General features: G+C 59.2%; 13 protein-coding genes and 1 tRNA gene. 9 read left to right on the plus strand and 5 right to left on the minus strand.

Going from position 1 to position 15,195, the window contains the following annotated elements:
* Positions 1-17: 17 nt before the first annotated feature.
* A complete protein-coding gene (locus FIU90_RS10140; protein WP_152434642.1) occupies positions 18-3,125 on the minus strand; it encodes a S8 family serine peptidase in 3,108 nt (1,035 codons plus the stop codon).
* Positions 3,126-3,464: 339 nt separating this feature from the next.
* A tRNA-Ser gene (locus FIU90_RS10145) sits at positions 3,465-3,554 on the minus strand.
* Positions 3,555-3,692: 138 nt separating this feature from the next.
* Between FIU90_RS10145 and FIU90_RS10150 the strand changes: the two genes are divergently transcribed.
* The 9 genes from FIU90_RS10150 (at position 3,693) to mazG (ending at position 11,719) form a co-directional block, all read left to right on the plus strand.
* The gene (locus FIU90_RS10150; RefSeq protein ID WP_152434643.1) at positions 3,693-4,727 is read left to right on the plus strand and encodes a lytic transglycosylase domain-containing protein; all 1,035 of its coding nucleotides are present in this window, start codon (positions 3,693-3,695) and stop codon (positions 4,725-4,727) included.
* A 121-nt stretch (positions 4,728-4,848) separates the two neighbouring features.
* Complete coding sequence (locus tag FIU90_RS10155; RefSeq protein WP_234029485.1) at positions 4,849-5,964, plus strand: D-alanyl-D-alanine carboxypeptidase family protein; 1,116 nt, start codon at positions 4,849-4,851, stop codon at positions 5,962-5,964.
* Positions 5,961-6,626, plus strand: coding sequence for a dTMP kinase (gene tmk / locus FIU90_RS10160; RefSeq protein ID WP_152434645.1), 666 nt, complete (start codon positions 5,961-5,963; stop codon positions 6,624-6,626). Before FIU90_RS10155 ends, tmk begins: the two co-directional genes overlap by 4 nt.
* A complete protein-coding gene (locus FIU90_RS10165; RefSeq protein ID WP_152434646.1) occupies positions 6,623-7,588 on the plus strand; it encodes a DNA polymerase III subunit delta' in 966 nt (321 codons plus the stop codon). Before tmk ends, FIU90_RS10165 begins: the two co-directional genes overlap by 4 nt.
* Positions 7,581-9,152 carry a methionine--tRNA ligase gene (metG, locus tag FIU90_RS10170; RefSeq protein WP_152434647.1) on the plus strand — a complete coding sequence of 524 codons (1,572 nt, stop codon included), beginning with the start codon at positions 7,581-7,583 and terminating at the stop codon, positions 9,150-9,152. Before FIU90_RS10165 ends, metG begins: the two co-directional genes overlap by 8 nt.
* A complete protein-coding gene (locus FIU90_RS10175) occupies positions 9,152-9,928 on the plus strand; it encodes a TatD family hydrolase (RefSeq protein WP_152435797.1) in 777 nt (258 codons plus the stop codon). The genes metG and FIU90_RS10175 overlap by 1 nt, the downstream gene beginning before the upstream one ends.
* A complete protein-coding gene (locus tag FIU90_RS10180) occupies positions 9,925-10,707 on the plus strand; it encodes an MBL fold metallo-hydrolase (protein WP_152434648.1) in 783 nt (260 codons plus the stop codon). The genes FIU90_RS10175 and FIU90_RS10180 overlap by 4 nt, the downstream gene beginning before the upstream one ends.
* The gene (locus FIU90_RS15555; RefSeq protein WP_172970244.1) at positions 10,704-10,871 is read left to right on the plus strand and encodes a hypothetical protein; all 168 of its coding nucleotides are present in this window, start codon (positions 10,704-10,706) and stop codon (positions 10,869-10,871) included. Before FIU90_RS10180 ends, FIU90_RS15555 begins: the two co-directional genes overlap by 4 nt.
* Positions 10,872-10,936: 65 nt before the next feature.
* A complete protein-coding gene (mazG, locus tag FIU90_RS10185; protein WP_152434649.1) occupies positions 10,937-11,719 on the plus strand; it encodes a nucleoside triphosphate pyrophosphohydrolase in 783 nt (260 codons plus the stop codon).
* A 6-nt stretch (positions 11,720-11,725) separates the two neighbouring features.
* On the opposite strand, the gene hflX is transcribed toward mazG, so the two are convergent.
* The 3 genes from hflX to FIU90_RS10200 form a co-directional block, all read right to left on the minus strand.
* Complete coding sequence (hflX, locus tag FIU90_RS10190) at positions 11,726-13,030, minus strand: GTPase HflX (RefSeq protein WP_152434650.1); 1,305 nt, start codon at positions 13,028-13,030, stop codon at positions 11,726-11,728.
* A gap of 17 nt (positions 13,031-13,047) precedes the next feature.
* On the minus strand, positions 13,048-13,623 hold the full coding sequence (hfq, locus tag FIU90_RS10195; protein WP_152434651.1) for an RNA chaperone Hfq: 576 nt from the start codon (positions 13,621-13,623) through the stop codon (positions 13,048-13,050).
* A 160-nt stretch (positions 13,624-13,783) separates the two neighbouring features.
* Positions 13,784-15,172: a sigma-54 dependent transcriptional regulator gene (locus tag FIU90_RS10200; RefSeq protein WP_152434652.1), complete on the minus strand. Its 1,389-nt coding sequence runs from the start codon at positions 15,170-15,172 to the stop codon at positions 13,784-13,786.
* Positions 15,173-15,195 lie beyond the last annotated feature (23 nt).

Consider the following 15,195-nt stretch of genomic DNA (forward strand, 5'->3'; position numbering starts at 1 on the left):
TTTGGTTTGCAAACGGTTTAGAACCGCAGTCCGAAGTTGGCGCCGATCATGAAGCTTTCGTCATCGCCTTCGGTGCCGCTTGAGATGTAGCGTGTGACAAGTCCGAACTCGCTCGTCTCGGTGACCGGGGTCGCGTAGACGATCTCTGCGGTGTTGCGGCGCTTGGTCGTGATCCCGATGGTCTGGGTCACGAGGCCGCGCTCGCCGGTGACACGGTCGACCACCTGCTCGCTGGTAAGTTCCAGCTCGCCGCGCTCGATATTGAGCGGCTGGCCGACAGAGACGCGAAGCACGTCCTTCTCACCCATCACCCCGCGCTTGTTCACCGAGAACTGGCCCGCGGTGCTCAGCGCGCGGGTCGAGGTTGCGAGCAGCTGGCCGCCTGCCACATCGGTCGCACCGCCGGTGGCCGACAGGTCGAACGAGAGGCCATCGCCCATGTCGAGCGAGGCGGTGAGCGTGACAGCGTCGGTCACCGAACCGTTGCCGAGCAGTGCATCGACGCCGGTTTGCGAGCCGAGGATCGCATCCTTCTCATCGAGGCGGGTCCACTGGGCACCGAGGGTAAAGCCCTTGGCAACCTGCTGTTCGAGACCGACGGTGATGGCTTCGGCTTCGCGCGCACCCAGCTGGCGCTGGATCGTGCGATCGAGTTCGGAGGCGCCTTCGAGATCTTCGTAGTCCTCGCGGTCCTTGCTGTAGCCGAAGCTCAGCGTGGTGGCGTCTGCCAGCTTGTAGGAAGCCCCTGCGAACACTTCACCCGAAGCAAAGCCCAGGACCGGGTTCACGCCGCCGGTGGCATAATCGTGATCGCTCATGATCCCGAACTCGCCGCCCGAAAGCGCCAGCGCGCCCTGGCCGTGACCCAGCGTGAACGACATCTGCCCGTTCGGCGTGGTCAGCGTGGCGGCGTTATGCACCGGACGCATCGCGCCGTCCTGCGTGAAGCGCGGAGCGATCGCATCATAGCGCATCGTCCACTGCCCTCTGGTCTCACCCGTGTTCGAACGGATCTGCGAGACGCCAAGCGTGCCGTCGCCATCGCTGTCAGCGCCGTTCGAAAGCAGCCAGTTGGCAAAGCGATCCGAGACAAAGTCCTGCATCCGCTGCCAGCCATGGCCGAGAACGTTGGAGGAGGTACCGTACTGGAGCGTCGACATCGGGATAGTGAAGTCGCGATAGGTGCCGCCGATATTCTCGAAAGCGGTGAAGTACACCCCATTGGTTTCCCACCAGGCCGGAACACCGCCATTCAGCAATTCTGTAGCCGAAACAACCTGCTGACTTGCAGTGTTGCTATAGAGATAGAACTGCAGCGCGTTGAAATCGAGCGGCGACTGCGAAGCAGCCACATCGAGCAGGCCGTGACCGTAAACCGGATCCACACCAGGCGCACCCAAATCCTTGGCAGAGCGAAGAATGATATCCTTGGTTTCGTGCGGCGCATCGGCAAGCCAGGGCCAACGATCGTGGAGGAGGGCCACTGCGCCTGAAACCAGCGGTGCCGCAAACGACGTACCCGAGCGGCGGACGAGCCCGCCATTCCCGTCATCGACAAGCAGGAATTCGCCAGGTGCAACGAGGAAGTGGTTCATCAGTTCGTTGCCGGCGCGACACACACCATTGTCTAGCAGGCAGGTCGTGCCCGGACGGTTCGAAAAGCCCGAAACCTCGCCGGTCAACCCGACCGAACCAACAAAAATGGCGGCCGTGTCTTCGTCAACCGAGCTTGTGCCCGAGGACAATGACCAGAGATTGAAATAGTTGCCGACTGCGTTCGCACTGGCATAACCCCATTCAATGTCAGTCGATTGGGTAATTCCATCGTTGCCGGCAGCGATTACGTAAACCGTCGATCCGTTGAAGAGCTTGATGTCGGATCGCTTGAAGACATCGGCGAGCCCTTGGGATGCGACCCAACCGCTTTCGCCGAGCGACAGGTTGATGACACTTGCGCGGCCGGGTTCGCCTTTGAGCGTGTCCCAGAATGCGGAACCCTTGATGGTCCAGATGCCTAGTGCGACATCATTCCATGTTGCAGAACCGTCAAGCCCGAACGGGTTGTAGGCGGTTACCCGTGCTTGCGGGGCGATGCCCATCACGCCTTCACCGTCGTGCGCTCCGAAAATGAGGCTAGCAACTCCGGCACCGTGGCCGTGCAACTTGGTCTTGGAGCCGCCTTTCCAGAGGATGTTGTCGAGAAGGTCGCCTTCGCTGCCAAAGCTGGAATCGACCACGCCCACGATAGTGCGTACGCCGGAGCCTTGGATTTGTGTGATCGAAGGGGTCCAGTTCGCGGTCGCCATCCAGTGATCGACTGCATCGACACCCGAATACTGATTCAGGCTGTCATGCCAGTCGAGGTAGAATGCAGCTCGCTCGGCGGCAGATTTAGCCAGCGTGCGCTTTGCATTGCCGGTGTTTGCAAGATCGATCCCGTGGCGAGCGAGAATATCGGCAACGAAACCGTCACGGAAGCTCCTGCCGGTTTTGAGCCGGTATGCCTCGCCGAACTGGGCCTCTGCCTGCGCGATCAATGCCTCGAAGGAGTTGCGGATCCTGTTCGGCGTACCGTCGAAAGTGATGTTCACATAGCCGGTGTTGCTAATGGTATACTGGAGGCTGGACCAGTTGGCTTCGGTAGTGCTGATCTGCGCGCTGGCCGATTGCCAGAACTTACCGAGAGCTGCGAGATCTCCGTTATCGAAGGCAATGATATCGCCCCAGAATGCGTCGATGTCGCCGTAGAACGGGCTGATATCGCCCCAGAACGCATCGATGTCGCCATAGAAGGCATCGATATCGCCATAGAATGCGTCGATATCGCCGTAGCGCGCCTCGAGCCCCCTGGTCGTGACCACGCGATTAGTCGCCGTGAAGTTTGCCTCCGCAACGGCAGGTGCAGGGAGGCTGACAAGAGCGTCGGTCGGCACCAGCACCGCTGCGTCAGCAACCAGCCCGCTTGGTACTTCGACATTGTAAGCACCCGACGCCGCAGGTTCGGCGTCGGGTGCCTCTTCAGCTATTTCCGGCAGAGCGAGCAAGGCAGGCTCATTCGCATGCGCCGTGCTGGCGAGCGAAATGGCAACTGCAAAAGTCGCGGTGCTGAATGACAATGACTTCATGGCTTAAATCCAGTTCTGCGGATGCACGAATGCATCTGTGACGAGCGTGATTTAGCCGAGGAGGTTTGGGCGTTACGTTTGCGAAGAGGGTTAAAATAGTAAGAAGTTTGAAGGTTTGGTGAAGAGCTCCATTAGCAACCTGGCGAAGTTTCAAAGGCCGCAATCCGCCGCGTGCAAAGCCTAAGTTTTCGTAAATGCGACGAAACGCTGACGTCTGGAAAAACCTTACTCCCGTCGGCGGAGTTAGTCCTCGCCTGCTCAAAGTGACGTCAAACGCGGGGTGATTCGCCAAACAGCAGCTATCCGGGTGCGATCGGTTCTCCGATCGGTCGGGGATCGTGGCGGACAGGGTGGGATTCGAACCCACGAAGGGCTTGCACCCTTGCCGGTTTTCAAGACCGGTGCATTCAACCGCTCTGCCACCTGTCCGCTGCTGAGGCGCGCTAATCGCATAAATTGGCTTTGTCACGCATTTCGAGCCGCAAACCGGCCTGATATTCAGACATTTCGGCGGATGCAGGTTGGTTCGGATATTGGGTGTTCATCTGAAATGTGAGAGGAGAGGGGATGATCAAGAAAACGCTGCTGTCCGCACTCGCGCTATTTGCTCTCTCATCCCTGCAAACGCCTGCATTGGCGCAGGCTTCCTCGGTCGATGGAATATCTTTCGATGCTTATCTCGAAGTTCTCAAAGCCAGAGCCAGGGCAGAGGGGGTGAGCGAGGCGACGATCCAGCGCATGACCTCCGGACTCGAACCCAACGATCGAGTTATCCGTCTCGATCGCGGGCAACCGGGACGACCCACGAGGCGGGGTTATCCTGCGATGGCTCCTTACATCGCCACGCACGTCAATTCGGTGCGCATCGCTGGCGGGAGGTCTGTGTATCGCAACAACCGCTCGACCCTAAAGGCAGTAGAGGCGCGTTACGGCGTTCCGGCAGAAATCATCGTCGCCATCTTCGGTCACGAAACGAGCTACGGGCGAATTCGCGGGAATTTCGACCTTTCCCGAAGCCTTGCAACACTCGCTTGGGAAGGACGGAGGAGGGACTTGTTTTCCAATGAATTCATTGCGTTGATGAAGGTCGCTGACAAAGGATATTCGCGCAGTCAGCTGGTCGGAAGTTATGCGGGGGCTTTTGGCAACCCGCAATTCCTTCCGTCCGTTTACTTGCGGTTGGCCGCCGATGGGGACGGGGATGGACGCGCCAACATCTTCACCAATCGTGCCGATACGTTCGCATCCATCGCGAACTATTTCCGCGATGCTGGCTGGCGGACAGGGCAACCGTGGGGCGTTCGAGCCTATGTCCCGCGCGGCTTCGATGTCGATGCATACAAGACCAAGCTCAAGGCGCAGGTCTGTCCGCGCGTTCACGAGCGACACAGCCAGTGGAAGACCGTGGCCGAATGGCGTGAGCTTGGCGTTCAGCCGCAAGGACCTCTTCCGGACGACACACTTGTTTCGCTCTTCCAGCCCGATGGCCCCGGTGAGCCCGCTTGGCTGCTAACTGGGAACTACCGCGTGATCCTCGAATACAATTGCTCGAATTACTACGCGATGAGCGTCGGTCTCCTGGCTGACGAAATCGTGAACTAAGGGAGCAGGGCGGCTCGCCAAGGCCGCGGTGCACGAGTATGGAACAGGGGTGACTTTCCGACTATTGAATCTGGTGCGGGCCCTGTGCGTTGCTGCCTTGTTGGCGTTTGCGGCCTCTGCATTGTCCAGCCCTGCAAACGCACGGGAAAGCGCCGAGCCAGCTGTGCCTGGTGAAGACGAGGCACCAATAGTCCACCTGGTCGATGTGACCTCAGGCCAGGTTCTTTATTCGCGCAATGCCGACCGCCGTTTCATTCCTGCCTCAATGACAAAGGTGATGACGGTCTTTCTCGCGTTCGAGTTGATCGAAGAAGGTAAGCTGTCTCCCGCGCAGGTGATGACCATTCGCGAAGACACATGGAGGGAATGGGCCCAAAAGGGTTCGACCATGTTTCTTCCTGCCGATGCGAGGGTTCGAGTGGGCGATCTGATCGGGGGGATCGCCAACATTTCGGCGAATGATGGTTCGATAATGCTTGCCGAAGGGTATGCCGGTTCAGTCGAGGCCTGGGTCGATGCCATGAATGCGAAAGCGCGCGAACTGGGTCTTTCCAACACGCATTACGGAACGCCGAACGGTTGGCCGGATGAAGGTCGCACGTTCACGAGCGCCGCCGATCTCGTTCGGCTCGGGCAAGCGATGGTCGAGCGCCATCCGGACAAGTTTGCGCGTTATGTCGGTCGGCCGGAATACACCTTCAACAACATCACCCAGCCCAATCGCGATCCAATGATTGGCCGCGTCGCCGGTGCGGACGGGATCAAGACCGGCTTCACCAATGAGGCAGGCTTCGGCTTCCTCGGCACGGCAAATCGCAATGGCCAGCGTTTGATGTTCGTCATTGCGGGTGTGGATAGGAACGCACTGCGCGCCCGCTTGTCGCGTCAGCTTATCGAATGGGGGTTCAGCAACTTCGACAGGCGCAGGATTTTCGCGCGCGGCGCAGTGGTTGGAGAAGCACGCGTTCAGGGCGGCGCATCGCGCAGCATCCCGCTGGTTGCGGACAGGAATGTGTACGTCAACGTGCCAACCAATGCGACGGGTCCGATATCCGCGAGTATTGTTTACGATGGCCCGGTGCGTGCGCCCATTTCATCGGGAGTTGAGATTGCCCATCTTAGAATCTCCGTTCCGGGGATGGATCCGGCGATCGTTCCGTTGGTTGCAGGAAAGGATGTCGATCAGGCCGGCTTTTTGGGGCGTATCTGGAATGGTGTTGCAGGGTGGTTCGGATGAGTGAAGGTAAGCCGCGCGGAAAGTTCATCGCGTTCGAAGGCGGAGAAGGCGCGGGGAAGACGACGCAGGCAACGCTGCTTGAGAACGCCTTGCGCGAACGCGGCATCAGGGTCGAAGTGACGCGCGAACCCGGCGGCACGCCCGGTGCGGAAGCAATCCGCAAGCTGCTGCTTGAGCCGCCGGTCGGTGAGGATGGCCAGGGATGGGGTGCTAAGGCCGAAGCTCTCTTATTCGCGGCGGCGCGTGCAGATCATGTCGAGCGCCGAATTCTTCCCGCGCTTGAAGCCGGCGAATGGGTGATCTGCGACCGCTTCGTCGACTCTTCACGCGCCTATCAGGGCGGGGCAGGGGGGCTCGGCGACGAGGCCATCCAGGCGCTTCATGAATTCGGGAGCGACGGCCTGCGGCCCGATCTTACGATCTTGATCGAAGTGGAACCGGGCCAGTTAACCGAACGATTGCTGTCGCGTGACGGGGGCGAAGCCGACGCAATTGGAGGAAGGGATTCAGCATATCACCACCGTGTTGCCGCCCGCTTCAACGTGATTGCGCAGGCTGATCCAGAAGGTTTCGTCGTCGTCGACGGTAGCGGCGATGCCGAAGCGGTCCACCAGCGAGTGATGGCCGCTATCACACCGCTCCTCGAAGAGCGCTCGGAGTGACAGGGTGGCCCAACCATGCGGAGGCCTGGTCCGAATGGCGCCGCGCCATGGCGGGCGATCGGATGCACCATGGCTGGATCCTCGCGGGCAAGAGCGGGCTGGGAAAACGCGACTTTGCGCAGCTTGCTGCGCGAGAACTTGTCGCAGAGAAGGGCAATCCTCAGCCGCCCGGCGATCATCCTGACATCATTACGCTTACTCATCTTCCCAAGGACGAGAAGGAGGAAAAGAAGCGCGACGAGGGGAAGCCCTACCAGACCAAACGCAACATCACCGTCGGGCAAGTCCGCGAAATGCAGAAGCGGCTCACCACGCGTCCGACATTGGGCGCGCGAAGGGCTATCATCATCGATCCCGCCGACGATATGGAGCCGAGCGCTTCGAATGCACTGCTCAAAAGTCTCGAAGAGCCACCCCAGGGAACATTCTTCCTCCTGATCACGCACCGTCCGGCGCGGCTGCTTCCGACCATTCGGTCACGCTGCCGCCTTTTGCGATTTTCGACGATTTCGGACGATGATCTCTTTCGGTTGCTGGAAGACGCAGGAACTGTGGCACCGGGCGCGAGAGATGCTGCCATTCGCGCCGCCGAAGGTTCGCTTGGGGCGGCTTTGAGATTCGTCGAGCAGGACCTGGGTGAGCTTGCCGAATTGATCGACCACCTCTTGCGAGAAGGCGACGCAGCTTTTCAGGTGCGGGGCGCGTTGGCGCGTGCGATTGGACCACGGGCTGATCGTGGGCGCATTCAGGCCGTCCTCGAGCTGGCGCAAGCTCTCGTGGCGGATCACGCGCGGACGACCGACGATGCAGCACGGCGCCTCCGCCTGATCGAAATGCATGGAGAACTCGTTGCATTGGCGGGGCAGGCGCCGACCTACAATTTTGATACCGGTCTGCTTTCAATGGACATCGGAACCTTGCTTAGCTCAGCCGGCGCGGCTAGCGAGCACGCAAATGGCTGACCCCTTCTACATTACCACTGCGATCAATTACCCCAACGGCCGTCCCCATATCGGGCATGCCTATGAGGGTATCGCGACCGACGTGATGGCGCGTTTCCAGCGCGCGTGCGGCCGCGATGTGAGGTTTGTCACCGGCACTGACGAGCACGGCCTCAAAATGGATCAAACGGCGCGCAAGGCCGGCCGCGAAACTATCGACCTCGCCGATGAAATGTCAGGCTATTTCCGCGAGATGGCGGACAAACTCGATATCTCCTACGATGAGTTCGTACGTACGACCGAGCCGCGGCATCACAAGGCAAGTGTGGAACTCTGGAAGCGTATGGAGGCTGCGGGCGACCTGTACCTTGATCGCTACGAAGGCTGGTATTCGGTCCGCGACGAAGCCTTCTACGACGAAAGCGAACTGACGCAAGGGGAGGGGGAAGAAAAGCTTTCTCCGCAAGGTACTCCTGTCGAATGGACCGCGGAGGAGACGTGGTTTTTCCGGCTCTCGAAGTACCAGGACAGGTTGCTCGCCCTATACCGCGACAATCCCACCTTCATCCGCCCGGAATCCCGCCGGAACGAAGTGATGCGCTTCGTCGAGGCCGGGCTGAAGGATCTCAGCGTCTCTCGAACCAGTTTCGATTGGGGTGTCCCGGTACCTGGTAGCGATGGCCACGTGATGTATGTCTGGGTCGATGCGCTCACGACCTACATGACTGGCGTAGGCTTTCCCGAAAGCGACGGCGAGATGTTCAATCGCTACTGGCCGGCCGACATCCACATGATCGGCAAGGACATCGTCCGCTTTCACGCGGTATACTGGCCCGCCTTCCTGATGAGTGCCGGGCTGCCGCTACCCAAGCAGGTCTTCGGACACGGCTTCCTACTTGCGCGCGGCGGCGAGAAAATGAGCAAGAGCGCTGGCAATGTCGTCGATCCGATGGATCTGGCCGAGCAGTTCGGGGTTGACAATCTGCGCTACTTCTTCCTTCGGGAAATCGCTTTCGGTCAGGACGGCAGCTACTCGCCCGAGGCGATTGTCACCCGCGCCAATGCGGAGCTCGCGAACAGCTTCGGCAATCTAGCGCAGCGAACGCTCTCGATGATTGCGAAGAACCTGGACGGCGTACTGACGTCGTTCGAACCGAGCGAGACCGATCGGGATCTGCTCGAACTGGTTCGCAGGGCGTGCACCAAAGAACTGCCTTCGCACTTTGAGAAACTCGCATTTTCAAGCGGCATCGAAGCATGGATCAAGGCGGTTTACGCCTGCAATCAGTATGTCGATGAGCAAGCGCCATGGGCGCTGCGGAAGACTGATCCGGAACGCATGCGGGTCGTGCTGTTGACGCTATTTGCCGCTTTGCGCGACCTCGCCATTGCAATCCAGCCAGTCGTGCCGGGCAAGGCTGCAGCACTTCTGGACCAGTTGGGCGTGCCCGAAAGCGAACGGACCTACGCCGCGCTTCTCGACAAGGATTGGTACAGGCGCCTTGTGGATACCGGTTTCACGGTGGCCAAGCCCACACCGGTTTTCCCCCGGCTCGATCTGGCCGAAACCCAGGTGTCCGAATGATGTTGGTCGATAGCCACTGCCACCTCGAATACAAAGGGCTTGTCGAGGACCAGCAGGGCGTGCTCTCGCGAGCGCGTGAAGCAGGGGTCGGAGCGTTTCTCAATATCTCGACCAAGCACCGTGAATGGGATCAGGTGGTGGCAACAGCCAATCGGGAGAGTGACGTATTCGCAAGCGTCGGCATTCACCCGCACGAGGCTGACGGGCATGAAGACCTCGGGCGCGGCGTCTTGCTTGCGGCAACCGATAATCCAAAAGTCATCGGAATCGGCGAAACGGGTCTCGATTATTACTACGAGCATTCGGACCGTAGTAATCAGGCCAAGCTCTTTCGCATGCACATAGACGTCGCACGCGAAACAGGGCTTCCGGTCATCATTCACACCCGCGATGCCGAAGACGACACCTATCAAATCTTGGCCGAAGAAATGGAGAAGGGGGTGTTTCCCGCTCTGATCCATTGCTTCACTGCATCCGAAGAATTCGGCCGGAAGGTACTCGATCTCGGGCTGACGATTTCGATCTCTGGCATCGTCACCTTCAAAAACGCGAAGGAATTGCAGGAGGCTGCGAAACACGTGCCCGATGACCGACTTCTAGTCGAAACCGATAGCCCATTCCTTGCTCCGGTCCCGCATCGCGGGCAAACCTGCGAGCCCGCCTATGTCGCCGATACCGCCCACTTCATGGCAAAGCTGAGGGACACCGAGCCAGGGCGCCTCGCCGACCAGACCACCGCAAACTTTACCAAGCTGTTCGGCAAGGCGAAGCTGTGAAGTTGATCATGCTTGGCTCGGGCACCTCGACAGGTGTCCCGCGCGTGGGTGGACCGGATGGGATGGGCGACTGGGGGGATTGCGACCCCAATGAACCCCGCAATCGCCGTACACGCGTCTCCATTCTCGTTGAAAGCGAAGAGGGAAAGCGGCTCCTGATCGACACGTCGAGCGATTGCCGTGCACAATTGCTCGCCAACAAGATACCTTCGATAGACGCGGTATTCTGGACGCACGACCACGCCGATCATTGCCACGGTATCGATGATCTTCGCGTCATGCGATACGGGCGTGGCGGACCGATACCCGGATACGCATCGACCGACACCGTTCGTCGGTTGAGAAGTCGTTTCGGCTATGTGTTTGCAGGACAGGATGGTTACCCGACAATCGTCAATATCGACACGTTGGATCGCCTGCGGATTGTAGCCGGGTTCGGGATCGAATGGTGCCAGATGGCGCATGGCCCCGGCGAAACCACCGGTTATCGCTTTGAAGCTGATGGTAAATCAATTGCTTACGCAACAGATTTCAGCGAGATTTCTGACGAGATGATAGAGACTTTTCACGGGGTCGATATCCTGGTGAGCGACTGCCTGCGCCGCGATCCGCACCCGACGCATGCTCACCTTGCGATGGCGATCGAGCTTGGCGAAAGGAGTCGAGCGAGAAATCTCGTCCTGAGCCACCTCGACAAGAGTATGGACTACCGGACACTGCTGGACGAGGTGCCGGATTTCGTTACGGTTGGCTATGACGGCTTGGAGATGATGGCATGACCAATATGGCGACGATTTCGATTGTGGCTCTTCTGGGATGGCTCGTGCTCGCCGGCGGTGCGATGGCATCCTACAAATTGGGTTGGAAAAAGAACGTGCAATTGGCGCTGATCTGGGTGGCGATTTTCGCCGGAGGATTTGTGCTCGCGAGTTTCTTCATGTGAGGGCACCCCACTGGGGGACCACCCAATATTTTACATAATATATATTATCATTCCAAAGGTGAGCGATGCAGGAGGGGCCCCCACACACCGAAACCAGACCACAGATCGAGAGGCTCCTTGCGATCATGGCTCGTCTGCGTGATCCGGCATCAGGTTGCGAATGGGATATTGCGCAGGATTTTGCCAGCATCGCGCCGTACACCATTGAAGAAGCGTATGAAGTTGCAGATGCAATCGAGCGTAACGATCTAACCGATCTCAAGGATGAACTTGGCGATCTTCTGCTCCAGGTCGTGTTTCACGCCCGGATGGCAGAAGAAGCAGGCGCATTTGATTTCGAAGACGTCGTACGCTCGATAAGCGACAAGATGGAAGCCCGCCACCCGCACATCTTCGGCAACGAAGACGGCACGATGGAAGAGGCGCGCTGGGAAAACCTCAAGGAAGCAGAGCGCGCACAAAAAGGGGCCAAGAGCGCGCTGGACGGCGTTGCATTGGCGCTCCCTGCTTTGATGCGCGCGCAGAAATTGCAGAAGCGCGCCGCAAGAACCGGGTTCGATTGGCCGGACACAAGCGGTTCGGAGGCCAAGATTTCGGAAGAAATCGAGGAACTTAAGTCAGCGGCAACAGGCGATCAGAAGCTCGAAGAAGCCGGAGATTTGCTCTTTGCCGTCGTCAACTTCGTTCGAGCTCACGGGATCGAAGCCGAAGACGCTTTGCGCGCTGCCAACTCGAAGTTTGAGAAACGGTTTCGCGCCATTGAGGCTCTCGGTGGCGACGAATTTCCGAAATTGTCTCTCGATCAGCAGGAAGAACTCTGGCAAGCGGTCAAGAAATCAGAAATTTGAGCCTTTTCAGGTCTCAAGGCTCGAAAACTGACCCAATTCCTTCGGGTTGAGCCTCACTGTGAGGCGTCTCAAAGGACCCTGACCCCCCTCCCCAGCATCCTCATCCTGCAGTACTTCGCCATGTGCGTGCAGCCAGGCTATCCGCCTGCCGTCGCTTACGGGCACGGTCACGGTCACTTCCCGCGCTTGTGCAGTGAGAATATCGGCAACCTTCGCGGTGAAATCGTCGATCCCCGCACCGCTCGTTGCCGAGATCAGGACGGCATCCTGACCTTCTGCCACTTCGCGAAGCTCTGCTTGACGTTCCGGGCTCAGAAGATCGGCTTTGTTCCAAACCTCGATTATCGGGATATCACTCTCACCCGTTTCGCGATCCACCACACCGAGATCTGCGAGCACCTCCATCACCTGCTTTTTTTGGGCCGCATGCGCAGGGTTCGCCATATCGCGCACATGGCAGATGATGTCTGCTCCGGTCACCTCCTCCAAGGTCGCGCGGAATGCCGCCACGAGCTGCGTTGGAAGGTCGGAAATGAACCCGACCGTGTCCGACAGGATCGCCTTTTCAACACCCGGAAGGCTTATGGCCCGCATGGTCGGATCCAGCGTTGCAAAAAGCAGGTCTTCAGCCATCACCTCAGCCCCGGTAAGCCGGTTGAAGAGGGTCGATTTGCCGGCATTTGTGTAGCCGACAAGCGCAATTACGGGCCAAGGCGCCCTTCCCCGCCGTTCGCGATGGAGCGCGCGGGTCTTGCGAACCTGCTCGAGCTCGCGGCGCAATCGCCCCATTCGCTGACGGATCATGCGACGGTCGGCTTCGATCTGCGTTTCGCCCGGGCCGCCGAGGAAGCCGAAGCCGCCGCGCTGGCGCTCGAGGTGGGTCCAACTGCGCACAAGACGGCTCTGTTGGTAGTCGAGGTGCGCCAGCTCGACTTGCAAGCGGCCCTCCGCCGTCGCCGCACGCTCACCGAATATTTCAAGGATCAGCCCGGTGCGATCGATAACCTTGCGCTTCAGCCTTTCTTCGAGGTTGCGCTGCTGTATCGGCGACAATGCACCATCGACGATAACCAATTCGCATTCATACTGCTCGCACCAGGTAGCGATATTTTCGACCTGGCCCGATCCGAAGAGCGAGTTGGGTTGAATCTGCCGGATGGTGAGAATCTCGGAATGCGCAATTTCCACACCGATGGCGAGCGCAAGGCCCTGCGCCTCCTCTAACCGTTCGCGCGCGTCGAGATCGTAGCGCTGCGAACGGATATCGGGGCACAGTACGAGTGCCCGCGCACCGCGGGTCACCTCGTCCATCAGATCGTCATCGAAGCTCAGTCGTTGGTCCCGTAATTTTCATTTTCATCGTCCTCATGATCGCTGAGGTCGACAGGGCTCGCGGGCTGGATAGTTGAAACAGCATGCTTGTAGGCGAGTTGCACTGCACCATCGCGTTCGAGAAGCATGCAGAAGAGATCGAAGGCAGCGATCCTTCCCTGAAGCATCACACCATTAACGAGGAACATCGTTACCTGGACATTGGCCTCGCTCACCCGGCCCAGGAACACATCCTGCAGAAGCCTTTGCTTCTTGCTTCCCGAACGACTGCCAAACTGGCTGGCATCGATCGGTTGGCCCGGCATGATGGTGGAAATCGCGTGCTTGTAGACGAGCTGCGATTGGCCATCACGGCGCAACAGGATCGAGAAATTGTCGAACCACGTCACGATGCCCTGCAACTTCACACCCTTGACGAGAAACATCGTCACCGGCGTCTTGTTCTTGCGCAGCAGGTTGAGAAAAGCGTCTTGCAGGTTGCCTTGTCCGCCCGGTTGCCTGGGGGCGTTGGCTGGATTGTCGGCGCCAGGATTCGGCGTCGATCGCGGAGAGAGGGTCCGCTCGTTCGACATTTTGAATGCTCCTGTTCTTGACGGCCGCTGTTACGGTCCGCAGGTCCGACCCGGACGAGCAGCCCACCCGCTCGCCGTATCAGTGCACCCATAATGGCGATTGCAAGCGCAACGGGCAATGCTTGATTTTGACAACACTCTCCGTGGGATAGCTGACCCGCTATTCCTTGCGCGCACTTTCGCGGCGTTCCGCCATTCCGAGGAGCTTGAGTTTGCGGTGCAGGGCGGAGCGTTCCATTCCGATAAATGTAGCAGTCTTCGAGATATTGCCGGAGAAGCGGCGGATCTGAATGGTGAGGTATTCACGCTCGAAGCTTTCACGAGCCTCACGCAGCGGGACGCCCATCATGGCCGAAAGGCCTTGGCCCGATGCCGCGAGCTTGCCGCCCGTGATTTCCGCGGGAAGCATGTCGGTTTCAACCGTCGTCAATCTCTCCCGCGGGGTCATAATGATCGTGCGCTCAACGACGTTGCGCAGCTGGCGGACATTTCCGGGCCAGTCGTAAGCCTGGAGAGCCGCCATCGCTTCTTCGGAGATCTCGGGCGGCGCGATGCCCTGATCAGTCGAGTAGCGCGTGAAGAAATGCTCGGCCAACGCCGGGATATCGTCGCGCCGCTCCGCGAGCGATGGGATCGTCACCGGCACGACATTGAGCCGGTAGAACAGATCTTCGCGAAAGCGCTTCTCTTCCATCTCGACCGCGAGATCGCGGGTGGTCGACGAAACGACGCGAACGTCCACGCCGATCTGGCGCGTGCCCCCTACCCTTACGAAGCTTTGCTCCGTAAGCACCCGCAGGATGCGCGCCTGTGTGGAAAGAGGCATGTCGGCAACTTCATCCAGGTAAAGCGTGCCGCCATCGGCAAGTTCCAAAAGCCCCGGCCGCACCTGTTTGCCGTCCGCTTCCTCGCCGAACAGTTCTTGCTCGAAGCGCTCGGGCGTGATCCGTGCCGAGTTGACAAGCACGAATGCGTTTTCCGCCCGCCCGCTCCATGCATGAAGCAGTCTCGCCGCAACTTCTTTGCCGGCACCGGCAGGTCCCGAAATCAGGACCCGGCTCCCGGTATTGGCAACGCGCTTCAACGTCGCGCGAACCGCATTGATCGCGGAAGAATTGCCAGTGAATTCGGCGCTGCTCCAGCTGCTGTCCCGCAACCGAGAATTTTCGCGGCGGAGACGCTCTGTCTCTGTCGCACGCTCGACAAGCAGCAAGAGCCGCTCTGCTTCGAATGGCTTCTCGATAAAGTCCATTGCACCGCGGCTAACGGCCGACACTGCAGTGTCGATATTGCCATGGCCGGAGAATATGATGACCGGCAGGTTGGGTTCACGCGTCTTGATGGCATCGAGCAATTCCAACCCATCCATCTCGCTGCCATGCAGCCAGACATCGAGCAATACTAGGCTTGGCCTTCGCTCGTCGATTGCAGCCAGCGCGCCGGTGCTGTCTGCGGCGGTCCGGCATTCGTAGCCCTCATCGCCAAGCACGCCGGAGACAAGGTCGCGAATATCGCGTTCATCGTCGACTATCAGGATTTCGAGCGCCATCGGGGGTTCCTCGGGGTGTTTGC

This window comes from Erythrobacter sp. THAF29 (assembly GCF_009363635.1).
Taxonomy (GTDB): Bacteria; Pseudomonadota; Alphaproteobacteria; order Sphingomonadales; family Sphingomonadaceae; genus Erythrobacter.